Source organism: Pseudomonas salomonii (assembly GCF_900107155.1).
Taxonomy (GTDB): domain Bacteria; phylum Pseudomonadota; class Gammaproteobacteria; order Pseudomonadales; family Pseudomonadaceae; genus Aquipseudomonas; species Aquipseudomonas salomonii.
Genome location: NZ_FNOX01000013.1, coordinates 43,341 through 65,694, shown reverse-complemented (window position 1 = coordinate 65,694; position 22,354 = coordinate 43,341). Strand labels below are relative to the sequence as shown.

General features: G+C 58.0%; 18 protein-coding genes and 2 tRNA genes. 19 read left to right on the top strand and 1 reads right to left on the bottom strand.

The features are described from left to right. Positions 1 to 199 precede the first annotated feature (199 nt). From grpE to BLV67_RS26000, 8 genes are all read left to right on the top strand, one after another. Positions 200 to 760: a nucleotide exchange factor GrpE gene (gene grpE / locus BLV67_RS26035; RefSeq protein ID WP_017139264.1), complete on the top strand. Its 561-nt coding sequence runs from the start codon at positions 200 to 202 to the stop codon at positions 758 to 760. A 102-nt stretch (positions 761 to 862) separates the two neighbouring features. After that, positions 863 to 2,776, top strand: coding sequence for a molecular chaperone DnaK (gene dnaK / locus BLV67_RS26030; RefSeq protein ID WP_058419959.1), 1,914 nt, complete (start codon positions 863 to 865; stop codon positions 2,774 to 2,776). Between the two features lie 318 nt (positions 2,777 to 3,094). Continuing rightward, positions 3,095 to 4,219, top strand: a complete 1,125-nt coding sequence (gene dnaJ, locus BLV67_RS26025) for a molecular chaperone DnaJ (protein ID WP_056858273.1) — start codon at positions 3,095 to 3,097, stop codon at positions 4,217 to 4,219. Positions 4,220 to 4,229: 10 nt separating this feature from the next. Next, a complete protein-coding gene (gene dapB / locus BLV67_RS26020; protein WP_069786508.1) occupies positions 4,230 to 5,036 on the top strand; it encodes a 4-hydroxy-tetrahydrodipicolinate reductase in 807 nt (268 codons plus the stop codon). A 259-nt stretch (positions 5,037 to 5,295) separates the two neighbouring features. Continuing rightward, positions 5,296 to 6,432, top strand: a complete 1,137-nt coding sequence (gene carA / locus BLV67_RS26015) for a glutamine-hydrolyzing carbamoyl-phosphate synthase small subunit (RefSeq protein WP_069786509.1) — start codon at positions 5,296 to 5,298, stop codon at positions 6,430 to 6,432. Between the two features lie 105 nt (positions 6,433 to 6,537). Next, positions 6,538 to 9,759: a carbamoyl-phosphate synthase large subunit gene (gene carB / locus BLV67_RS26010; RefSeq protein WP_058419962.1), complete on the top strand. Its 3,222-nt coding sequence runs from the start codon at positions 6,538 to 6,540 to the stop codon at positions 9,757 to 9,759. Continuing rightward, positions 9,756 to 10,232, top strand: a complete 477-nt coding sequence (gene greA / locus BLV67_RS26005; RefSeq protein WP_025857108.1) for a transcription elongation factor GreA — start codon at positions 9,756 to 9,758, stop codon at positions 10,230 to 10,232. The genes carB and greA overlap by 4 nt, the downstream gene beginning before the upstream one ends. Before the next feature lie 28 nt (positions 10,233 to 10,260). Beyond that, on the top strand, positions 10,261 to 10,665 hold the full coding sequence (locus BLV67_RS26000; RefSeq protein ID WP_056858278.1) for a hypothetical protein: 405 nt from the start codon (positions 10,261 to 10,263) through the stop codon (positions 10,663 to 10,665). 8 nt (positions 10,666 to 10,673) lie between these two features. Here the strand turns inward: BLV67_RS26000 and BLV67_RS25995 are convergent, their stop codons facing one another. Then, the gene (locus BLV67_RS25995; protein WP_069786510.1) at positions 10,674 to 10,982 is read right to left on the bottom strand and encodes a YhbY family RNA-binding protein; all 309 of its coding nucleotides are present in this window, start codon (positions 10,980 to 10,982) and stop codon (positions 10,674 to 10,676) included. A 105-nt stretch (positions 10,983 to 11,087) separates the two neighbouring features. On the opposite strand from BLV67_RS25995, the gene rlmE reads away from it, so the two are divergent. The 11 genes from rlmE (at position 11,088) to infB (ending at position 22,232) form a co-directional block, all read left to right on the top strand. After that, positions 11,088 to 11,738, top strand: coding sequence for a 23S rRNA (uridine(2552)-2'-O)-methyltransferase RlmE (rlmE, locus tag BLV67_RS25990; RefSeq protein WP_017139255.1), 651 nt, complete (start codon positions 11,088 to 11,090; stop codon positions 11,736 to 11,738). A gap of 200 nt (positions 11,739 to 11,938) precedes the next feature. Further along, on the top strand, positions 11,939 to 13,849 hold the full coding sequence (ftsH, locus tag BLV67_RS25985) for an ATP-dependent zinc metalloprotease FtsH (protein ID WP_032865933.1): 1,911 nt from the start codon (positions 11,939 to 11,941) through the stop codon (positions 13,847 to 13,849). Between the two features lie 8 nt (positions 13,850 to 13,857). After that, positions 13,858 to 14,709, top strand: coding sequence for a dihydropteroate synthase (gene folP, locus BLV67_RS25980; protein WP_069786511.1), 852 nt, complete (start codon positions 13,858 to 13,860; stop codon positions 14,707 to 14,709). A 16-nt stretch (positions 14,710 to 14,725) separates the two neighbouring features. Continuing rightward, complete coding sequence (gene glmM / locus BLV67_RS25975; protein ID WP_065911180.1) at positions 14,726 to 16,063, top strand: phosphoglucosamine mutase; 1,338 nt, start codon at positions 14,726 to 14,728, stop codon at positions 16,061 to 16,063. A 66-nt stretch (positions 16,064 to 16,129) separates the two neighbouring features. Further along, on the top strand, positions 16,130 to 16,885 hold the full coding sequence (gene tpiA / locus BLV67_RS25970) for a triose-phosphate isomerase (protein ID WP_043051841.1): 756 nt from the start codon (positions 16,130 to 16,132) through the stop codon (positions 16,883 to 16,885). 4 nt (positions 16,886 to 16,889) lie between these two features. Continuing rightward, complete coding sequence (gene secG / locus BLV67_RS25965; RefSeq protein WP_010206600.1) at positions 16,890 to 17,273, top strand: preprotein translocase subunit SecG; 384 nt, start codon at positions 16,890 to 16,892, stop codon at positions 17,271 to 17,273. A 22-nt stretch (positions 17,274 to 17,295) separates the two neighbouring features. Beyond that, positions 17,296 to 17,381: transfer RNA gene (locus BLV67_RS25960), tRNA-Leu, on the top strand. Positions 17,382 to 17,477: 96 nt separating this feature from the next. Beyond that, positions 17,478 to 17,554 (top strand) — tRNA-Met (locus BLV67_RS25955). A gap of 140 nt (positions 17,555 to 17,694) precedes the next feature. After that, positions 17,695 to 18,153, top strand: a complete 459-nt coding sequence (gene rimP / locus BLV67_RS25950; protein ID WP_032865935.1) for a ribosome maturation factor RimP — start codon at positions 17,695 to 17,697, stop codon at positions 18,151 to 18,153. Positions 18,154 to 18,200: 47 nt separating this feature from the next. Further along, entirely contained in the window at positions 18,201 to 19,682 is a 1,482-nt protein-coding gene (nusA, locus tag BLV67_RS25945; protein WP_043051766.1) for a transcription termination factor NusA, read from the top strand. Between the two features lie 27 nt (positions 19,683 to 19,709). After that, positions 19,710 to 22,232, top strand: a complete 2,523-nt coding sequence (gene infB / locus BLV67_RS25940; RefSeq protein WP_065911181.1) for a translation initiation factor IF-2 — start codon at positions 19,710 to 19,712, stop codon at positions 22,230 to 22,232. Positions 22,233 to 22,354: the final 122 nt, after the last annotated feature.

Below are 22,354 nucleotides of genomic sequence, written 5' to 3'. Positions count from 1 at the left end.
TGACAATCCTGATGCTTAGCTCAATTTGCTTGAATGGACGTGTTTTTTAGCGCAAAGCGCAATGACGCTGCCGGAATTGATCCAGAGCAACTGAAAGACTTTTGGTAACGCCTGCGCCCTTGAACCTGGAAATTGTGGCCCCATATACCGGAACAGAAGCGCGAGTTGAGTTCGCGCATGATTTTGAAAGGAGAAATCTATGGCTGACGAACAGACGCAGGATACGCAAACTCCAGACGCCAATTCGGCTGCCGGTGATGAACTGGCGACTCGTGTGCAAGTGCTCGAAGAGCAATTGGCCGCTGCGCAGGATCAATCTTTGCGTGTTGCCGCCGATCTGCAGAACGTCCGCCGCCGTGCCGAGCAGGATGTCGAAAAGGCTCACAAATTCGCGCTGGAAAAATTCGCCAATGACCTGCTGCCGATTATCGACAGCCTGGAGCGTGGCCTTGAGTTGTCCAACCCGGACGACGAAAACATCCGTCCGATGCGCGAAGGGATCGAGCTGACCCTGAAAATGTTCCAGGACACCCTGAAGCGTTATCAGTTGGAAGCCATCGATCCACAAGGCGGTGAGCCGTTCAATGCTGAGCATCACCAAGCCATGGCCATGCAGGAAAGCCATGACCTGGAGCCCAACAGCGTATTGAAAGTGTTCCAGAAGGGTTATCAGCTCAACGGTCGTTTGTTGCGCCCGGCGATGGTGGTGGTGAGCAAGGCTCCTGCACCCGTTGCACCTTCTATTGATGAGCAGGCTTGAAATCAGTCGTAACGGCCCCATCTATAAGTCAAGCGTTTAAGTGCTACCGCAGTTAGCCACCACTGCTGCGGCAACCAAATTAAAGTTTCGGGAGAGTAAATCATGGGCAAAATTATCGGTATCGACCTGGGGACTACCAACTCCTGCGTCTCCGTGCTGGAAAACGGCGTTGCTAAAGTTATCGAAAACGCCGAAGGCGCGCGTACCACGCCGTCGATCATTGCTTACGCCAACGACGGTGAAATCCTCGTCGGCCAATCGGCCAAGCGTCAGGCTGTGACCAACCCGCACAACACCCTGTACGCGGTTAAGCGTCTGATCGGTCGTAAGTTCGACGAAGAAGTCGTACAGAAAGACATCAAGATGGTCCCTTACAAAATCGCCAAGGCTGACAACGGTGACGCCTGGGTTGAAGTAAACGGCCAGAAAATGTCGCCGCCGCAAATCTCGGCTGAAATCTTGAAAAAGATGAAGAAAACCGCCGAAGACTACCTCGGTGAAGCCGTGACTGAAGCGGTGATCACCGTTCCGGCCTACTTCAACGACAGCCAGCGTCAGGCGACCAAAGACGCCGGCCGCATCGCGGGCCTGGATGTAAAACGTATCATCAACGAACCCACCGCAGCCGCTCTGGCCTACGGTATGGACAAGGCCAAGGGCGACCACACCGTGATCGTTTATGACCTGGGCGGTGGTACTTTCGACGTCTCCGTCATCGAGATCGCTGAAGTTGACGGCGAGCACCAGTTCGAAGTGTTGGCCACCAACGGCGACACCTTCCTGGGTGGTGAAGACTTTGACATTCGTCTGATCGACTACCTCGTTGACGAATTCAAGAAAGAAAGCGGCATGAACCTTAAGGGTGACCCGCTGGCGATGCAGCGCCTGAAAGAAGCCGCTGAAAAAGCCAAGATCGAGCTGTCTTCGGCTCAGTCGACCGACGTGAACCTGCCGTACATCACTGCAGACGCCACTGGTCCTAAGCACTTGAACGTGAAGATCTCCCGTTCGAAGCTGGAAGCGCTGGTTGAAGACCTGGTTCAACGCACCATCGAGCCTTGCCGCATCGCGCTGAAAGACTCCGGTATCGACGTTGGCTCGATCAACGACGTGATCCTGGTTGGCGGTCAGACCCGTATGCCACTGGTTCAGAAGCTGGTCACCGAGTTCTTCGGTAAAGAAGCGCGTAAAGACGTGAACCCGGACGAAGCGGTTGCCATGGGTGCTGCGATCCAGGGTGCGGTACTGGCCGGCGACGTGAAAGACGTGCTGCTGCTTGACGTCAGCCCGCTGACCCTGGGTATCGAAACCATGGGTGGCGTGATGACCGCGCTGATCGAGAAAAACACCACGATTCCTACCAAGAAATCGCAAGTGTTCTCGACGGCCGACGACAACCAGGGCGCTGTGACCATTCACGTGCTGCAAGGTGAGCGTAAGCAAGCCGCTCAGAACAAGTCTCTGGGCAAGTTCGACCTGGCCGAGATTCCACCAGCACCACGTGGCGTGCCGCAAATTGAAGTGACCTTCGACATCGATGCCAACGGTATCCTGCACGTAGGTGCCAAAGACAAGGCGACCGGCAAAGAGCAGAAGATCACCATCAAGGCCAACTCCGGTCTGTCTGATGAAGAAATTCAACAGATGATTCGTGATGCTGAAGCCAACGCTGATGCGGATGCCAAGTTTGCTGAGCTGGCCGGTGCGCGTAACCAAGGCGATGCCCTGGTTCACTCGACGCGTAAAATGGTCTCCGAAGCAGGCGACAAAGTGACCGCCGAAGAGAAGACCGCGATCGAAGCCGCTGTGGTTGCCCTGGAAACCGCCATTAAAGGCGACGACAAGGCTGCCATCGAAGCCAAGGTTGAGGAGCTGTCGAAAGTCTCCGCTCCGGTTGCTCAGAAAATGTACGCCGAGCAAGGCCAGCCGGCAGAAGGCGCTGCACAAGCAGAGCCTGAAGCCAAGCACGACGATGTTGTCGATGCCGAGTTCGAAGAAGTCAAAGAGCAGAAGTAAGTTGGTTGCCCGGTTGACCGCTATCAAGCGGTGACTGGTAGGATGTCGCCGCGCGGGAGCTTGCTCCCGCGTTGGCGTGTCTGGGATATGTGAATTTTTACAGCATGCGACAAGGTTCGGGTGCTGGCGGTGTGATCGGGAATGCTCCTGCTTTCCGAGCAGTAAATACCGCATTTTTGGCCGGGTCACTGGCTAAAAAGTAGTTATGACCAGGATCGTTGAATTGACGTGAGTTGGGTCCGGGCCTGTATTGGGGCTCAACGAGTTTGGCAAGGCTCAGGAGGGCCGGGCTGAACGTCCTTAAGAGTGCAAAGACTTATGGCAAAGCGTGACTATTACGAAGTGTTGGGTGTGGAGCGCAGCTCCAGCGAGGCGGACCTGAAAAAGGCTTACCGTCGCCTGGCGATGAAGCACCACCCGGACCGTAATCCGGATAGCAAAGAATCCGAAGAGATGTTCAAGGAGGCCAATGAGGCCTACGAATGCCTGAGTGATCCCAATAAGCGCGCGGCCTACGATCAGTATGGCCATGCCGGTGTCGACCCGAGCATGGGCGGCGGCGGTGCCGGTTTTGGTGGTCAGAACTTCTCCGATATTTTCGGCGATGTGTTCAGTGACTTTTTTGGCGGCGGCCGTGGCGGTCAGCGCGGCGGTGCCCAGCGCGGCAGTGACTTGCGCTACACGCTGGAGCTGAACCTGGAAGAAGCTGTGCGCGGTACCACGGTCAATATCCGTGTGCCGACGCTGGTCAACTGCAAGCCGTGCGACGGTTCGGGGGCCAAGAAAGGTTCCTCGCCGATCACCTGCCCAACCTGTGGCGGTATTGGTCAGGTGCGCATGCAACAGGGCTTCTTCTCGGTGCAGCAGACCTGCCCGCGCTGCCATGGCCAGGGCAAGATCATTTCCGACCCGTGCGACTCCTGCCATGGCGAAGGCCGTGTCGAAGAGTACAAAACCCTTTCGGTGAAAGTGCCGGCGGGTGTTGATACCGGTGACCGTATTCGCCTGTCGGGCGAAGGCGAGGCGGGCGCTCAAGGTGGCCCGACGGGCGACCTGTACGTGGTGATCAATGTGCGTGAGCACTCGATCTTCCAGCGTGATGGCAAGCACCTGTTCTGTGAAGTGCCGATCAGCTTTGTCGACGCGGCATTGGGTGGCGAGCTGGAAATTCCGACCCTGGATGGTCGGGTCAAGCTCAAGATCCCGGAAGGCACCCAGACCGGCAAGCAGTTCCGCATTCGTGGCAAAGGCGTTGCGCCGGTGCGCGGTGGCGGTGCTGGCGACTTGATGTGCCGTGTGGCGGTGGAAACGCCGGTCAATCTGGGTCGCCGTCAACGCGAACTGCTTGAAGAGTTCCGCAGCTCGTTGGAAGGCGATGACTCCCATTCGCCGAAAACCACCGGCTTCTTCGATGGCGTGAAGCGCTTCTTCGGCGACTTGTAAGGACGTGAATATGCGACGTATAGCCGTAATGGGCGCTGCCGGGCGCATGGGCAAGACGCTGGTCGAGGCGGTGCAGCAGCGCTCGCCGGCCTCCGGGCTGACGGCGGCGATTGTTCGTCCCGGCAGCACGTTGATCGGTGCTGATGCCGGTGAACTGGCCTCGTTGGGTCGCATCGGCGTTTCGTTGTCGGGCAACCTGGAGCAGGTGGCTGACGAATTCGACGTGCTGATCGACTTCACCCTGCCGGAAGTGATGCTGAAAAACCTGGCGTTCTGCCGCAAGGCAGGCAAGGCCATGGTGATTGGCACCACAGGCTTGAATGCCGAGCAAAAGCAGTTGCTGGTGGAGGCGGGCAAGGATATTCCGATCGTCTTCGCCGCCAACTTCAGCGTCGGCGTGAACCTGTCGCTCAAGTTGCTGGACCTGGCCGCGCGCGTGTTGGGTGATGAGGCGGATATCGAGATCATCGAAACCCACCATCGCCACAAGATCGATGCGCCGTCGGGTACTGCGCTGCGCATGGGCGAGGCGATTGCCGATGCTCTGGGGCGCGACCTGTCCAAAGTCGCTGTTTACGGCCGTGAAGGCCATACCGGTGCGCGGGCCCGTGACACCATCGGCTTTGCCACGGTGCGCGGTGGTGATGTGGTCGGTGATCACACCGTGCTGTTTGCCAGTGAAGGCGAGCGCCTGGAGATCACGCACAAGGCCTCCAGCCGCATGACATTCGCCAAGGGTGCGGTGCGTGCGGCGCTCTGGCTGGAAGGTCGCGAGCCTGGTCTGTATGACATGCGCGACGTGCTGGATCTGCACTAATCAGTAGCTAAAATCGGGCCTCAAGCTTATGCTTAGGCCCCGTTTTTACCCGCTAAGCGACGTCCTGTCGCATTCCCCTGCCTTTAAGGCTCATTAGCGGTGGACCCAAAAAGCTTTTTTCTGTAAGCTACAGCTTTAGTGTGTCCACTAAAAGCGCGCAGAATAATTCAGTGAAGAAGCGGGGTGACGTGTCCATACGTCACTCCGCTTTTTTACAACCTGCGATCGCCCTTTCAGGCTTTATTTACGGGAGGTCTTCTTGACTAAGCCAGCCATACTCGCCCTTGCTGATGGCAGCATTTTTCGCGGCGAAGCCATTGGAGCCGACGGTCAAACCGTTGGAGAGGTAGTGTTTAACACTGCCATGACCGGCTATCAGGAAATCCTTACCGATCCTTCCTACGCCCAGCAGATCGTTACCCTGACCTATCCGCACATCGGCAACACCGGTACTACACCGGAAGACGTCGAGTCTGATCGTGTCTGGTCGGCCGGTCTGGTGATTCGTGACCTGCCCCTGGTTGCGAGCAACTGGCGTAACACGATGTCGCTGTCCGATTATCTGAAAGCCAACAACGTTGTGGCGATCGCCGGTATCGATACGCGCCGCCTTACACGCATTCTGCGTGAAAAAGGCTCGCAGAACGGCTGCATCATGGTCGGTGACGCTATCTCCGAAGAGGCGGCGATCGCTGCTGCGCAAGGTTTCCCAGGCCTGAAAGGCATGGACCTGGCAAAAGTTGTCAGCGTCAAAGAGAGGTACGAGTGGCGCTCCACTGTCTGGGACTTGAAGACCGACAGTCACGCGACCCTCGAAGCTGCTGATCTGCCATACCACGTTGTGGCCTACGACTACGGCGTGAAGTACAACATCCTGCGCATGCTGGTTGAACGCGGCTGCCGCGTGACCGTGGTGCCGGCGCAAACCCCTGCGAGCGACGTGCTGGCCCTGCAACCGGACGGCGTGTTCCTGTCCAACGGCCCGGGTGACCCTGAGCCATGCGACTACGCCATCCAGGCCATCAAGGACGTGCTGGAAACCGAAATTCCGGTATTCGGCATCTGCCTCGGTCACCAACTGCTGGCCCTGGCCTCCGGCGCCAAAACCCTGAAAATGGGCCACGGCCATCACGGTGCCAACCACCCGGTACAAGACCTGGACACCGGCGTTGTGATGATCACCAGCCAGAACCACGGTTTTGCGGTGGATGAAGCCACCCTGCCGAGCAACGTTCGCGCGATTCACAAGTCGCTGTTCGACGGCTCCTTGCAAGGCATCGAGCGCACCGACAAGAGCGCGTTCAGCTTCCAGGGCCACCCTGAAGCCAGCCCTGGCCCGAACGACGTGGCGCCGCTGTTCGACCGTTTCATCAATGAGATGGCCAAGCGACGCTGACTGAGAGGCCTGCGGGCGGCCCCGAACCTCGGTGGCCCCCGCAGGCTCTTCAACGATTGTTCAAGACGGCTTGCCGACTGACCTGCGGATTTGAGTGACAAACCCATGCCAAAACGTACAGACATAAAAAGCATCCTGATTCTCGGCGCTGGCCCGATCGTGATCGGCCAGGCCTGCGAATTCGACTACTCCGGCGCCCAGGCCTGTAAAGCCCTGCGCGAAGAGGGTTACCGCGTCATCCTGGTGAACTCCAACCCGGCCACCATCATGACCGACCCGGACATGGCCGACGCCACCTACATCGAGCCGATCAAGTGGCAGACCGTTGCCAAGATCATCGAAAAAGAGCGTCCGGACGCGTTGCTGCCGACCATGGGTGGCCAGACCGCATTGAACTGCGCCCTGGACCTGGAGCGCGAAGGCGTTCTGGAGAAGTTCGGCGTAGAGATGATCGGCGCCAACGCCGACACCATCGACAAGGCTGAAGACCGTTCGCGTTTCGACAAGGCCATGAAATCCATCGGCCTTGACTGCCCGCGCTCCGGCATTGCCCACAGCATGGAAGAGGCCAATGCGGTTCTCGAAAAGCTGGGCTTTCCGTGCATTATCCGTCCGTCCTTCACCATGGGCGGCACCGGTGGCGGCATCGCTTACAACCGTGAAGAGTTCGAAGAAATCTGCGCCCGTGGTCTGGACCTGTCGCCGACCAAAGAGCTGCTGATCGACGAATCCCTGATCGGCTGGAAAGAGTACGAGATGGAGGTTGTCCGCGACAAAAAGGACAACTGCATCATCGTCTGCTCCATCGAAAACTTCGACCCGATGGGCGTGCACACCGGCGACTCGATCACCGTTGCTCCGGCGCAGACCCTGACGGACAAGGAATACCAGATCATGCGTAACGCCTCGTTGGCGGTGCTGCGTGAGATCGGCGTTGAAACCGGCGGTTCCAACGTTCAGTTCGGTATCTGCCCGGACACCGGCCGCATGGTCGTCATCGAGATGAACCCGCGTGTGTCGCGTTCTTCGGCGCTGGCATCGAAAGCAACCGGTTTCCCGATTGCGCGCATCGCTGCCAAGCTGGCGATCGGTTACACCCTGGACGAACTGCAAAACGAAATCACGGGCGGCGCTACGCCGGCGTCTTTCGAGCCGTCCATCGACTACGTTGTGACCAAGCTGCCGCGCTTTGCCTTCGAGAAGTTCCCGAAAGCCGATGCGCGCCTGACCACGCAGATGAAGTCTGTTGGTGAAGTCATGGCCATCGGCCGGACCTTCCAGGAATCCCTGCAGAAAGCCCTGCGTGGCCTGGAAGTAGGTGTTTGCGGCCTGGACGAGAAGCTCGACCTGAGCAACCCGGAAAGCATGAGTGTGCTCAAGCGCGAGCTGACTGTGCCGGGCGCCGAGCGTATCTGGTACGTGGCTGACGCGTTCCGCGCGGGCATGACTGTTGAAGATATCTTCGGCATGAACATGATCGACCCTTGGTTCCTGGTGCAGATCGAAGATCTGATCAAGGAAGAAGAGAAGGTCAAGACCCTCGGTCTGTCCTCCATCGACCGCGACCTGATGTTCCGCCTCAAGCGCAAAGGCTTCTCTGACCAGCGTCTGGCCAAGCTGCTGGGTGTGACCGAGAAGAACCTGCGTACCCATCGGCACAAGCTGGATATCTTCCCGGTCTACAAGCGCGTTGACACCTGCGCCGCCGAGTTCGCCACCGACACTGCGTACCTGTACTCCACCTACGAGGAAGAGTGCGAAGCTGCGCCGTCGGGCCGTGACAAGATCATCATCCTGGGTGGCGGTCCGAACCGTATCGGCCAGGGCATCGAGTTCGACTACTGCTGCGTACACGCCGCCCTCGCGCTGCGCGAAGACGGGTACGAGACCATCATGGTCAACTGCAACCCGGAAACTGTTTCCACTGACTACGACACTTCCGACCGCCTGTACTTCGAGCCGGTCACCCTGGAAGACGTGCTGGAAATCTGCCGCGTCGAGAAGCCAAAAGGCGTGATCGTGCAGTACGGCGGCCAAACCCCGCTGAAACTGGCGCGTGCCCTGGAAGCGGCCGGCGTGCCGATCATCGGCACCAGCCCTGACGCCATCGACCGTGCTGAAGACCGTGAGCGTTTCCAGCAAATGGTTGAACGCCTGAACCTGCGTCAGCCGCCAAACGCCACCGTGCGCAGCGAAGACGAAGCCATCCGCGCAGCCAGCAAGATCGGCTACCCGCTGGTGGTGCGTCCGTCCTACGTATTGGGCGGCCGGGCGATGGAAATCGTCTACGAAGAAGACGAACTCAAGCGCTACCTGCGTGATGCGGTGAAAGTGTCGAACGACAGCCCGGTGCTGCTGGATCACTTCCTCAACTGCGCCATCGAAATGGACGTGGATGCGGTGTGCGACGGCACTGACGTTGTCATCGGCGCGATCATGCAGCACATTGAACAGGCTGGCGTTCACTCCGGTGACTCCGCTTGCTCGCTGCCGCCGTACTCGCTGCCGGCGCACATCCAGGACGAGATGCGTGAGCAGGTCAAGAAAATGGCCCTGGAACTGGGCGTGGTTGGCCTGATGAACGTTCAGTTGGCGCTGCAAGGCGAAGACATCTACGTCATCGAAGTGAACCCGCGCGCTTCGCGTACCGTGCCATTTGTTTCCAAGTGCATCGGTGTGTCCCTGGCCATGATCGCTGCTCGCGTGATGGCCGGTAAGACCCTGAAGGAAATCGGCTTCACCAAGGAAATCATTCCGAACTTCTACAGCGTGAAAGAGGCGGTGTTCCCCTTCGCCAAATTCCCTGGCGTGGACCCGATCCTGGGCCCGGAGATGAAGTCCACCGGTGAAGTGATGGGTGTGGGCGATACCTTCGGTGAAGCGTTCGCCAAGGCCCAGATGGGCGCCAGCGAAGTGCTGCCGACCGGTGGTACTGCGTTTATCAGCGTGCGTGATGATGACAAGCCACTGGTTGCAGGCGTGGCCCGTGATCTGATCAACTTGGGCTTTGAAGTCGTGGCGACTGCCGGGACGGCCAAGCTGATTGAGGCTGCCGGCCTGAAAGTACGTCGCGTGAACAAGGTAACGGAAGGCCGTCCGCACGTGGTCGACATGATCAAGAATGACGAAGTCACCCTGATCATCAACACCACCGAAGGTCGCCAGTCGATCGCGGACTCCTATTCCATTCGTCGTAATGCCTTGCAGCACAAGATCTACTGCACCACCACCATTGCTGCTGGCGAAGCCATCTGCGAAGCGCTCAAGTTCGGTCCGGAAAAGACCGTGCGTCGCTTGCAGGATCTACACGCAGGATTGAAGGCATGACCAAATACCCAATGACCGTCCAGGGCTTTAAAGCCCTGGAAGAGGAACACGCCCATCTGACCAAGGTCGTTCGTCCAAAGCTGAGCCAGGACATCGGTACGGCTCGCGAGCTGGGTGATTTGAAGGAAAACGCCGAATACCATGCTGCCCGTGAGCAGCAGGGTATGGTTGAGGCGCGGATCCGTGATATCGAAGGCCGCCTGCAGAATTCGGTGGTGATCGACGTAACGACCATTCCGAAGACCGGCAAAGTGATTTTTGGCACCACCGTGGAAATCGCCAACGTCGAAACTGACGAAAGCGTGGTTTACCACATCGTCGGTGAAGACGAAGCCGACTTCAAACTCGGCAAAATCTCCGTCGGTTCGCCACTGGCCCGCGCCTTGATTGCCAAGGAAGAGGGTGATGTGGTGGCTGTGAAAACGCCCGGTGGTGTAATCGAGTACGAGATTGTTGAAGTTCGTCACATCTGAAAGACGGCGCCCGCTTCGTGCGGGCGCCATGCTTTGGCAGCTTGCCCAGATGCTGTGGGTGGGCGGCCTGTGGTTGTTGCATATCGGTGTGCTGCCGGTGTTGGGCCTGATTGGCCTGGCGCCGCTGCTGATTGATGAGCTCAACGGAATGCTGAGTGCGCTGCTGGTGGGTTTTGCAGCGGCGTGCGTGACGCTCCAGGCATTGGTGCTGGTCAAGGCCGAGGGTTTGGAGAGCTTGTGGCGGGATATTCGCGGCCAACTGCTGTTGATGGCGCTGTATGCGTGCGCAATGTTCTGCGTGGTGCATGTGTGGCTGCCGCAAGCGTTGCGCTGGCAGCTATTCAGCTATCTTGTGCTAGGGTTCTCCGGCCTGGTGCTGGTTATACAGCCGGCACCGGGATGGAGCGGCAGGGCGCGCGAAGCACGCCCGTGACCCTTGTATTACTTGAAGCGGTGTACGTTCGACAGCTGCTTGTTGACGCTGAAGTTCTTGCGATACAGCAGTGCCATCTTGCCGATGACCTGGACCAGGTCCGCTTTGCCGACCTTGCACAGTTCTGCAATGGCGGCCAAACGCGCTTCGCGGTCAAGGATGTTGACCTTGATCTTGATCAGTTCGTGATCGCTCAATGCGCGTTCCAGTTCGGCTAACACACCTTCAGTCAAACCGTTGTCTGCCACAATCAGAACTGGTTTCAGATGGTGGCCAATGGATTTGTACTGTTTCTTCTGCTCTTGAGTGAGCGGCATAATCTGACCCCTGCGTCTGATCTTGTAAAAAGCGGCGGCCAGTTTACCCGAGCGAGTCCGGGACCGCCCAGTTAATCACGACCCGTTTTATTTTCGAGGTGGCCCGTGGCCCGTTCCAAAACCAGCCTTAAGTGGCTACAAGAACATTTCAACGATCCTTACGTCAAAAAGGCGCAAAAGGACGGCTACCGTTCCCGGGCCAGCTACAAACTGCTGGAGATCCAGGACAAGGACAAATTGATTCGTCCAGGTATGAGCGTTATTGACCTTGGCGCAGCCCCTGGTGGCTGGTCCCAAGTGACCAGTCGTCTGATTGGTGGGCAAGGACGATTGATCGCATCCGACATCCTTGAGATGGACAGCATCCCGGATGTGACCTTTGTACACGGCGACTTCACCCAGGACACGGTGCTGGCCGAGATTCTCGAGGCTGTGGGAAATTCGCAGGTAGACCTTGTGATTTCCGACATGGCCCCCAATATGAGTGGATTACCGGCCGTTGATATGCCGCGAGCCATGTTCCTGTGCGAGTTGGCACTGGATCTGGCGGGTCGGGTTTTGCGTCCGGGCGGTGATTTCCTGGTGAAAGTCTTCCAGGGCGAAGGTTTTGACGAGTACCACAAGAACATCCGCAAGCTGTTCGACAAGGTACAGACGCGCAAACCTGACTCTTCGCGAGACCGGTCACGCGAGCAATACCTGCTGTGCCGCGGCTTCCGTGGTGTTGAAGGGGCTGAGAGCGAAGAGCGTTTTTGAGGAATTCGAGGAGGGCGATAGGTTTTTTTATATCGCTTTCGTCACGAAGCTTTACGAATATTGTGTAGTCAAAGTTTCACAAAGGGTTACAGACGGCGCCTGCCAGAGTTGTAGGTAATGTAGTAAGTTAGGCCGGTGAATATCATGCGAAGCGCGCGCCACTAGCGGAGCTTGCTTCAGAGGGTAGTTAATTGAACGATATGGCAAAGAATCTGATCCTGTGGTTGATCATCGCGGCTGTCCTGGTGACGGTGATGAACAACTTCTCCAGCCCTAACGAGCCGCAGACCCTCAACTATTCCGACTTCATCCAGCAAGTTAAGGATGGCAAGGTCGAGCGCGTAGCGGTTGATGGCTACGTGATCACCGGCAAGCGCAACGATGGCGACAGCTTCAAGACCATTCGTCCGGCAATCCAGGACAACGGTCTGATCGGCGACCTGGTGGATAACCACGTAGTGGTTGAAGGCAAACAGCCTGAGCAGCAGAGCATCTGGACTCAGTTGTTGGTAGCGAGCTTCCCGATCCTGGTGATTATCGCCGTGTTCATGTTCTTCATGCGCCAGATGCAAGGTGGTGCGGGAGGCAAGGGCGGGCCGATGAGTTTCGGCAAGAGCAAGGCGCGCCTGCTTTCCGAAGATCAGGTGAAGACCACCCTGGCTGACGTCGCAGGTTGTGATGAAGCCAAGGAAGAAGTCGGCGAGCTGGTTGAGTTCCTGCGTGACCCGGGCAAGTTCCAGCGCCTGGGCGGCCGCATTCCTCGCGGCGTGCTGATGGTCGGTCCTCCGGGTACCGGTAAAACCTTGCTGGCCAAGGCAATTGCCGGTGAAGCCAAGGTGCCGTTCTTCACCATTTCCGGTTCTGACTTCGTCGAAATGTTCGTCGGTGTCGGTGCCAGCCGTGTCCGCGATATGTTCGAGCAGGCCAAGAAGCACGCGCCGTGCATCATCTTCATCGACGAAATCGATGCCGTGGGTCGCCATCGTGGCGCCGGCATGGGTGGCGGTCATGATGAGCGCGAGCAGACCCTCAACCAATTGCTGGTTGAGATGGACGGCTTCGAAATGAATGATGGCATCATCGTCATCGCCGCGACCAACCGTCCGGACGTACTCGACCCGGCGTTGCTGCGTCCAGGCCGTTTCGACCGTCAGGTTGTGGTCGGTCTGCCGGATATTCGCGGTCGTGAGCAGATCCTGAAAGTACACATGCGCAAAGTGCCAATGGGTGACGACGTGGCTCCGGCCGTGATTGCCCGTGGTACGCCAGGCTTCTCCGGTGCCGACCTGGCCAACCTGGTCAACGAGGCTTCGTTGTTCGCTGCCCGTACCGGCAAGCGCATTGTTGAAATGAAAGAGTTCGAACTGGCCAAAGACAAGATCATGATGGGCGCCGAGCGCAAATCCATGGTTATGTCCGAGAAAGAGAAGCAGAACACCGCTTATCACGAAGCCGGTCACGCCATTGTTGGTCGCGTTGTGCCTGAGCATGACCCGGTCTACAAAGTGTCGATCATTCCTCGTGGGCGTGCGCTGGGTGTGACCATGTTCCTGCCGGAAGAGGATCGTTACAGCCTCTCCAAGCGGGCGCTGATCAGCCAGATCTGTTCGCTGTATGGCGGCCGGATTGCTGAAGAGATGACGCTTGGCTTCGACGGTGTGACCACCGGTGCTTCCAACGACATCATGCGTGCCAGCCAGATCGCACGGAACATGGTGACCAAGTGGGGCTTGTCGGAAAAACTCGGTCCTTTGATGTATGCCGAGGAAGAAGGCGAAGTGTTCCTGGGGCGTGGTGGTGGCGGTCAAGCTGCCAGCTTCTCGGGTGAGACGGCCAAACTGATCGACTCCGAGGTGCGCAGCATCATTGACCAGTGCTACGGCACGGCCAAGCAGATCCTGACGGATAACCGCGACAAGCTGGATGCAATGGCTGATGCGCTGATGAAGTACGAAACCATTGATGCCGATCAGATCGACGACATCATGGCGGGTCGCGCACCGCGTGAGCCTCGGGATTGGGAAGGTGGTTCGGGCACTTCGGGCACCCCGCCTGTGGTGCAGAACGAGCGCCCTGAAGCCCCGATCGGCGGCCCCGCAGCTGACCACTAAGGTTTGAAATGACTTCTGTGCTGTCCTCCACCCGGTTGCCTTGCGGCAACCGGGTTCTTGATTTGGCCCATACGCATGTCATGGGCATTCTTAATGTAACCCCCGATTCTTTTTCTGACGGCGGCCGCTTCAGCCAGCAGGATGCCGCGTTGCGTCATGCCGAGGCGATGGTGGCGGCCGGCGCGACACTGATTGATGTCGGTGGTGAGTCAACTCGGCCGGGCGCTCGCGTGGTTTCCCCCTTGGAGGAACTTGAGCGGGTTGCGCCAATCGTCGAGCGGATTGCCCGTGAGTTGGACGTGATCATTTCGGTGGACACCTCGACTCCCGCCGTAATGCGCGAGACGGCGCGCCTCGGTGCCGGGCTGATCAATGATGTGCGCTCCCTTCAGCGTGATGGCGCCCTGGATGCGGCGGCGGCCACCGGGCTGCCGGTGTGCCTTATGCATATGGTGGGAGAGCCCGGCAATATGCAGGACAGCCCGCACTACGATGATCTTGTGGGGGAGGTGAGTGGGTTTCTTGCGCAAAGAATGGCTGAGTGCACCAAGGTGGGTATCGCCGCCGAACAGATTATCCTGGATCCCGGGTTTGGCTTCGCCAAGACCCTGCAACACAACTTGAGCCTGTTCAAGCATATGGAGGCCTTGCACGCACTTGGTCGACCCCTGTTGGTCGGCGTGTCGCGCAAGAGCATGATAGGGCTGGCCCTGAATCGCCCGGTGGGTGAGCGGTTGCACGGTGGCCTGGCGTTGGCGGCACTTGCCGTGACCAAGGGCGCGCGTATTTTGCGGGTGCATGACGTCGCCGAGACGGTTGATGTGGTGCGCATGCTGGCCGCGGTAGAATCAGCCGAATAAGAATGATGGAGCACTTATGACTAAAAAATATTTTGGCACCGACGGTATTCGTGGTCGGGTCGGCGAATTCCCGATTACTCCTGATTTTATGCTCAAGCTGGGTTGGGCGGCCGGTATGGCGTTCCGCAGCATGGGCGCTTGCCGCATCCTGGTGGGCAAAGACACCCGCATCTCGGGTTATATGTTCGAATCTGCGCTGGAGGCGGGGCTGTCTGCCGCAGGCGCCGATGTCATGCTGCTGGGGCCCATGCCGACACCTGCAATCGCTTACCTGACGCGTACCTTCCACGCTGAAGCCGGTATCGTGATCAGTGCCTCGCACAATCCCCATGATGACAACGGCATCAAGTTCTTCTCGGGCCAGGGCACCAAGCTGCCGGACGAGATCGAACTGATGATCGAAGAGTTGCTGGATGCGCCGATGACCGTGGTTGAGTCCAGCAAACTGGGCAAGGTCTCGCGTATCAATGATGCCTCGGGCCGTTACATCGAGTTTTGCAAGAGCAGCGTGCCGACCAGTACCAATTTTGCCGGCCTCAAAATTGTTGTCGACTGCGCTCACGGTGCAACCTACAAAGTGGCTCCCAGCGTATTCAAGGAGCTGGGCGCCGATGTGACGGTGCTGTCGGCCCAGCCAAATGGTTTGAACATCAACGATAACTGCGGCTCGACGCATATGGAGCAGCTGCAGGCTGCTGTCCTGGCTGAGCACGCTGACCTCGGCATTGCCTTCGATGGCGACGGTGACCGCGTATTGATGGTGGATCACACCGGCGCAGTGGTGGATGGCGATGAGCTGTTGTTCATCATTGCCCGCGACCTGCATGAGCGTGACAGGCTGCAAGGCGGTGTGGTTGGCACGCTGATGAGCAACCTCGGGCTCGAGTTGGCCTTGGCAGAGCTGGGGATTCCGTTTGTACGCGCCAATGTCGGTGACCGCTATGTCATCGCCGAGTTGCTGGAACGTAACTGGCTGGTGGGCGGAGAGAACTCGGGGCATGTGGTTTGCTTCCAGCACACCACCACGGGCGATGCCATTATTGCTGCGCTGCAGGTGCTGCTGTCGTTGCGTCGTCGCAAAGAGAGTCTGGCTCAAGCGCGCCAGGCGCTGCGCAAATGCCCGCAGGTTCTGCTGAATGTGCGCTTTGCCGGTGGCGAAAACCCTATCGAGCACCCTGCTGTCAAAGACGCCTGTGAGCGTGTGACCCTCGCAATGGCGGGGCGTGGCCGCGTGTTGTTGCGCAAGTCCGGCACAGAGCCGTTGGTGCGTGTCATGGTCGAAGGCGAGGACGAAACGCAGGTTCGCGGCCACGCCGAAGACCTGGCAAAACTGGTAACTGAAATTTGCGCCTGAATTCGGCTTGCCAGTGATGATGTGGTTGGGTAACATCTGCGCCCACTTTGACCGACGAGGTACAGCATGCGTCGCACTATGGTAGCTGGTAACTGGAAGATGCACGGTACCCGCGCCAGTGTCGCTGAGCTGATCAATGGCCTTCGTCACTTGGCCTTGCCTGGCGGTGTTGATGTTGCGGTTTTCCCGCCTTGCTTGCATATCAACCAAGTGGTTGATGGCTTGAAAGGCAAGTCGATTCAGGTCGGCGCGCAGAACTCTGCGGTGGAACCCATGCAAGGTGCGTTGACCGGTGAGATTTCACCGAGTCAGCTGGTTGATGCGGGTTGTTCCTATGTGCTTGTCGGGCACTCCGAGCGCCGTCAGATGATGGGCGAGCGTGATGGGACACTCAATCGCAAGTTCGCAGCTGCACAGGCTTGTGGCTTGATTCCCGTGTTGTGCATAGGGGAGACCCTGGAGCAGCGTGAATCGGGCAAGACTCTGGAAGTTGTCTCGCGTCAGCTGGGCAGCATCATCGAGGAGCTGGGTGTTGGTGCATTTGCAAAGGCAGTAATCGCTTACGAGCCGGTCTGGGCCATTGGCACCGGGCTGACTGCTACACCGCAACAGGCGCAGGATGTGCACGCAGCCATTCGCGCGCAGTTAGCGGCAGAGAATTCTGAAGTCGCACAAGGTGTGCGGCTTCTATACGGCGGCAGCGTGAAGGCGGCCAATGCGGTCGAACTGTTCGGCATGCCGGATATCGATGGGGGGCTCATTGGTGGAGCTTCCCTGAATGCAGATGAGTTCGGTGCGATCTGTCGCGCCGCGGGAAACTGAAAAAATGCTGGAAACAGTCGTAGTCGTTTTTCATCTGTTGGCTGCCCTGGGCGTAGTTGCCCTGGTTTTGTTGCAACAGGGTAAAGGTGCGGATGCTGGTGCGTCTTTCGGTGCAGGTGCTTCAAATACTGTGTTCGGAAGCCAAGGTTCCTCTACCTTTCTTAGTAAGTTTACTGCTATACTTGCCGCCGGTTTCTTCATAACCAGCTTGGGGTTAGGTTACTTTGCTAAAGAGAAAGCTCATGTGCTGACTCAAGTAGGTCTCCCAAACCCAGCAGTGTTGGAAGTACCAAAAGCAAAACCGGCTTCTGATGATGTCCCGGTGCTTCAAGAGCAAAAGTCGGCTACTCCAGCGACTGACGTACCTCCAGCTCAAGAGCAGAAGTAAGAAGGGTTGTAAACGCTGTATTGCCGAGGTGGTGGAATTGGTAGACACGCAACCTTGAGGTGGTTGTGCCCATAGGGTGTAGGGGTTCGAGTCCCCTTCTCGGTACCAATTATCAGGAGAGCCCGCTGTTGCGGGCTTTCTTGTAGGTGGAAGGTTACATTGACCCTGTAAGGGATCGGTCGTATACTTCCGCCCCAGCTTTGTCGCGGGGTGGAGCAGTCTGGTAGCTCGTCGGGCTCATAACCCGAAGGTCGTCGGTTCAAATCCGGCCCCCGCAACCAGTTTTAGCGGAGCCCCTTTTAAGGGGCTTTTTGTTAGCTGGACACTTTCAACGCCGCTGTTCGACGGCGTTTCAAGGATGGGCGTTTCGCCCATTTTTTTATTTTGCACAGCATGCACATACATGCACGAGGGGGTTCAGGTGTCGAGCAAGCTAGAAGAGTTGCAGGCCTTGCTGGCCCCGGTGGTCGTGGCCCTAGGCTATGAATGCTGGGGTATTGAGTTTTCGGCTCAAGGTCGCCACTCAATGTTGCGCGTTTATATCGATAAAGAGGGCGGTGTGCTGGTGGACGATTGTGCCATTGTCAGCCGTCAGATCAGCGGTGTGCTGGATGTTGAAGATCCAATCGCCGTTGAATACACCCTCGAAGTTTCCTCGCCAGGCATGGAACGCCCACTGTTCACTATTGATCAGTTTGCAAAATTTGCCGGTGAACAAGTGAAGATCAAGCTGCGCTCTCCCTTTGAAGGGCGACGCAACTTTCAGGGCCTTCTGCGCGGTGTAGAAGAACAGGATGTCGTGGTGCAGGTAGAAGACCATGAATTCCTGTTGCCGATCGATATGATCGACAAGGCCAACATTATTCCCAGTTTTGACTGAGACGCGGATCCCGCGGATCCAATGGCTTGCGAAAGGCGAGGCGTACGATGAGCAAAGAAGTACTGCTGGTTGTTGAGTCGGTATCCAATGAAAAGGGCGTACCGGCAAACGTGATTTTTGAAGCGCTGGAGCTGGCCCTGGCCACTGCTACCAAAAAGCGTTTTGAAGACGAAGTTGATCTGCGTGTGGAAATCAACCGCCACACCGGTGCCTATGAGACTTTCCGTCGCTGGACGGTCGTCGAAGAAGCCGATCTTGATGATCCGGCCATCGAAACCTGGCCGAGCAAGGTTGCGCAAACGCATCCGGGCGCCCAGGTCGGTGATGTCGTCGAAGAAAAGATCGAGTCGATCGAGTTCGGCCGTATTGCTGCACAGACCGCCAAGCAGGTCATCGTGCAAAAGGTTCGCGAAGCTGAGCGCGCTCAAGTCGTTGACGCTTATCGCGAACGCCTGGGTGAGATCATCTCCGGCACCGTGAAAAAAGTGACCCGCGACAACGTGATCGTTGACCTGGGCAACAACGCCGAAGCGTTGCTGGCCCGCGAAGACATCATCTCTCGCGAAACCTTCCGTGTCGGCGTGCGTCTGCGTGCGCTGCTCAAGGAAATCCGCACCGAGAACCGCGGCCCTCAGCTGATCCTGTCGCGTACCGCGCCGGAAATGCTGATCGAGCTGTTCCGCATCGAAGTGCCGGAAATCGCCGAAGGCCTGATCGAAGTCATGGCTGCGTCCCGCGACCCGGGTTCGCGCGCCAAGATCGCGGTCCGCTCCAAGGACAAGCGTATCGACCCGCAAGGCGCTTGCATTGGTATGCGCGGTTCGCGCGTCCAGGCAGTGTCGGGCGAGTTGGGCGGTGAGCGTGTGGACATCGTCCTGTGGGACGATAACCCGGCGCAGTTCGTGATCAACGCCATGTCGCCGGCTGAAGTGGCGGCAATTATCGTTGACGAAGATGCCCATGCAATGGACATCGCCGTTGGCGCAGACAATCTGGCTCAGGCCATTGGTCGTGGTGGTCAGAACGTGCGTCTGGCCAGCCAACTGACCGGCTGGACCCTGAACGTGATGACCGAATCGGACATCCAGGCTAAGCAGCAAGCTGAAACCGGTGACATCCTGCGCAACTTCATCGAAGAGTTGGAAGTCGATGAAGACCTGGCACAGGTACTGGTTGATGAAGGCTTCACCAGCCTGGAAGAGATTGCCTACGTACCGTTGGAAGAAATGCTCAACATCGACGGCTTTGACGAAGACACCGTCAACGAGCTTCGCGCTCGGGCCAAGGATCGCTTGTTGACTAAAGCCATCGCTACTGAGGAAAAGCTGGCAGACGCCCATCCGGCCGAAGACCTGCTCTCGCTTGAGGGTATGGACAAGGATTTGGCGATGGAACTGGCGGTGCGCGGCGTAATTACCCGCGAAGACCTGGCCGAGCAGTCTATTGACGATCTGCTCGACATCGACGGCATTGACGATGATCGTGCCGGCAAGTTGATCATGGCCGCCCGAGCCCATTGGTTCGAGTAACTAGGCGCGGCCTGAGGAGAGAAGTGCATGACGCAAGTCACGGTGAAACAACTGGCCGATGAGGTCAAAACACCGGTAGAGCGCCTGTTGCAGCAGATGCGTGAGGCAGGTCTGCCGCACACCGCCGCCGATGAAGGTGTGAGCGATAGTGAGAAGCAGTCTTTGCTGACTCACTTGAAGAGCAGCCACAAGGCGAAAGTGGAAGAACCGCGCAAGATTACATTGCAGCGCAAAACCACCAGCACCCTGCGTGTTGCTGGTAGCAAGAGCATCAGCGTTGAAGTACGCAAGAAGAAAGTCTTCGTACAGCGCAGCCCGGAAGAAATCGAAGCCGAGCGCAAACGCGAGCTGGAAGAGCGTCGCGCAGTAGAAAATGCTGCTCGTCAGAAGGCTGAAGAAGAAGCCAAGCGTCGCGCCGAAGAAGAAGCGCGTCGCCAGCCTGCTGCTGCGCAACCTGCTGGTACTGAAGCGGTCGCCACGCCTAGCGCTCCTGTAGAAGCTGTGCGTGAGGCCGCTCCGGTTGCCGCCGCTCCGGCTCCAGCAGCTGATCGCAAGCGCGACGAACCTCGTCGTCCGGACAAACCACGTGCCGACGACAACAATCGTCGCAGTGGCGGTGGTGATGGCGAGCGTAAAAACGCTCCGCATCGCGCTTCGGTCAAAGAGAAGGCGCCGGCTCCACGCGTTGCCCCACGTACTACCGACGAAGAAAGCGATAGCTTCCGTCGTGGTGGTCGCGGCAAGGCCAAGCTGAAAAAGCGCAACGCCCACGGTTTCCAGAGCCCAACCGGCCCTGTCGTGCGTGATGTGCAGATCGGCGAGACCATTTCTGTTGGCGATCTCGCCAATCAGATGTCGGTCAAGGCCGCTGAAATCATCAAGTTCATGTTCAAACTGGGTACTCCAGCGACCATCAACCAGGTGCTTGATCAGGAAACTGCTCAACTGGTAGCCGAAGAACTGGGCCACAAAGTGACCCTGGTCAGCGACACCGCCCTGGAAGATTCCCTGGCCGAGTCCCTGAAGTTTGAAGGTGAGACGTTCTCCCGTGCGCCAGTTGTGACCGTAATGGGTCACGTTGACCATGGTAAGACATCGCTGCTCGATTACATCCGTCGTGCCAAGGTAGCTGCTGGCGAAGCCGGCGGTATCACCCAGCACATCGGTGCATACCACGTTGAAACCGAGCGCGGCATGGTCACCTTCCTGGACACCCCTGGCCACGCTGCGTTTACCGCAATGCGTGCTCGTGGTGCCAAGGCGACTGACATCGTGATCCTGGTAGTTGCAGCGGACGACGGCGTGATGCCGCAGACCATTGAAGCTGTTCAGCACGCCAAGGCCGCTGGTGTTCCACTGGTAGTTGCAGTGAACAAAATCGACAAGCCGGGCGCCGATCTCGATCGCATCCGTAGCGAACTGTCGGTGCACGGCGTGACTTCTGAAGAGTGGGGCGGTGATACGCCGTTCGTTTCGGTTTCGGCGAAAGTCGGTACCGGTGTAGACGAGCTGCTCGAAGCTGTTCTGCTGCAAGCTGAAGTCCTGGAACTCAAAGCAACACCATCGGCCCCGGGTCGCGGTGTTGTGGTTGAATCGCGTCTCGACAAAGGTCGTGGCCCGGTTGCAACCGTTCTGGTTCAAGACGGTACCCTGCGCCAGGGCGACATGGTCCTGGTCGGTTCGAACTATGGCCGTGTACGTGCCATGCTCGACGAGAACGGCAAGCCAATCAAGGAAGCCGGTCCTTCCATCCCGGTCGAGATCCTCGGCCTGGACGGTACGCCGGACGCTGGCGACGAGATGAGCGTGCTGTCGGACGAGAAGAAAGCCCGTGAAGTGGCTCTGTTCCGTCAAGGCAAGTTCCGCGAAGTCAAACTGGCTCGTGCTCACGCCGGCAAGCTGGAAAACATCTTCGAGAACATGGGCCAGGCAGAGAAGAAGACGCTTAACATCGTCCTCAAATCTGACGTTCGTGGTTCCCTCGAAGCGTTGAACGGCGCCTTGAATGGCCTGGGTAACGACGAAGTGCAAGTGCGCGTTGTGGGTGGCGGTGTCGGTGGTATCACCGAATCCGACGCCAACCTGGCACTGGCTTCCAACGCTGTACTGTTCGGCTTCAACGTGCGTGCCGATGCTGGCGCTCGCAAGATCGTCGAGCAGGAAGGCCTGGACATGCGTTACTACAACGTCATCTACGACATCATCGAAGACGTCAAGAAAGCCCTTACCGGCATGCTTGGCAGCGATGTCCGGGAGAACATCCTGGGTGTTGCCGAGGTGCGTGACGTGTTCCGCTCGCCGAAATTCGGTGCGATCGCCGGTTGCATGGTTATCGAAGGTACTGTGTACCGTAACCGTCCGATCCGTGTACTGCGTGAAGACATCGTTATCTTCGAAGGCGAGCTGGAATCCCTGCGCCGCTTCAAGGATGACGCTTCCGAGGTACGTGCCGGCATGGAATGCGGTATCGGCGTCAAGAGCTACAACGACGTCAAGGCTGGCGACAAGATTGAAGTCTACGAGAAGGTCCAGGTTGCTCGCAGCCTCTAACTCGCGCACTTCCGGAGCCACGTTGCGTGTGGGCATGCAAATGCCCCGCGCAGCGTACGGACTCTAAACGCAACGCCCGGTCTGGCTTTTGTCAGGCCGGGCGTTTGCCGCTTTCAGACCCC

What these genes read in the sequence shown, in the direction of transcription:
- grpE (WP_017139264.1), top strand. Translation starts at nt 200, where the DNA reads ATGGCTGACGAACAGACGCAGGATACGCAAACTCCAGACGCCAATTCG.
- dnaK (WP_058419959.1), top strand. Translation starts at nt 863, where the DNA reads ATGGGCAAAATTATCGGTATCGACCTGGGGACTACCAACTCCTGCGTC.
- dnaJ (WP_056858273.1), top strand. Translation starts at nt 3,095, where the DNA reads ATGGCAAAGCGTGACTATTACGAAGTGTTGGGTGTGGAGCGCAGCTCC.
- dapB (WP_069786508.1), top strand. Translation starts at nt 4,230, where the DNA reads ATGCGACGTATAGCCGTAATGGGCGCTGCCGGGCGCATGGGCAAGACG.
- carB (WP_058419962.1), top strand. Translation starts at nt 6,538, where the DNA reads ATGCCAAAACGTACAGACATAAAAAGCATCCTGATTCTCGGCGCTGGC.
- greA (WP_025857108.1), top strand. Translation starts at nt 9,756, where the DNA reads ATGACCAAATACCCAATGACCGTCCAGGGCTTTAAAGCCCTGGAAGAG.
- BLV67_RS26000 (WP_056858278.1), top strand. Translation starts at nt 10,261, where the DNA reads ATGCTTTGGCAGCTTGCCCAGATGCTGTGGGTGGGCGGCCTGTGGTTG.
- BLV67_RS25995 (WP_069786510.1), bottom strand. Translation starts at nt 10,982, where the DNA reads ATGCCGCTCACTCAAGAGCAGAAGAAACAGTACAAATCCATTGGCCAC.
- ftsH (WP_032865933.1), top strand. Translation starts at nt 11,939, where the DNA reads ATGGCAAAGAATCTGATCCTGTGGTTGATCATCGCGGCTGTCCTGGTG.
- folP (WP_069786511.1), top strand. Translation starts at nt 13,858, where the DNA reads ATGACTTCTGTGCTGTCCTCCACCCGGTTGCCTTGCGGCAACCGGGTT.
- glmM (WP_065911180.1), top strand. Translation starts at nt 14,726, where the DNA reads ATGACTAAAAAATATTTTGGCACCGACGGTATTCGTGGTCGGGTCGGC.
- tpiA (WP_043051841.1), top strand. Translation starts at nt 16,130, where the DNA reads ATGCGTCGCACTATGGTAGCTGGTAACTGGAAGATGCACGGTACCCGC.
- secG (WP_010206600.1), top strand. Translation starts at nt 16,890, where the DNA reads ATGCTGGAAACAGTCGTAGTCGTTTTTCATCTGTTGGCTGCCCTGGGC.
- nusA (WP_043051766.1), top strand. Translation starts at nt 18,201, where the DNA reads ATGAGCAAAGAAGTACTGCTGGTTGTTGAGTCGGTATCCAATGAAAAG.
- infB (WP_065911181.1), top strand. Translation starts at nt 19,710, where the DNA reads ATGACGCAAGTCACGGTGAAACAACTGGCCGATGAGGTCAAAACACCG.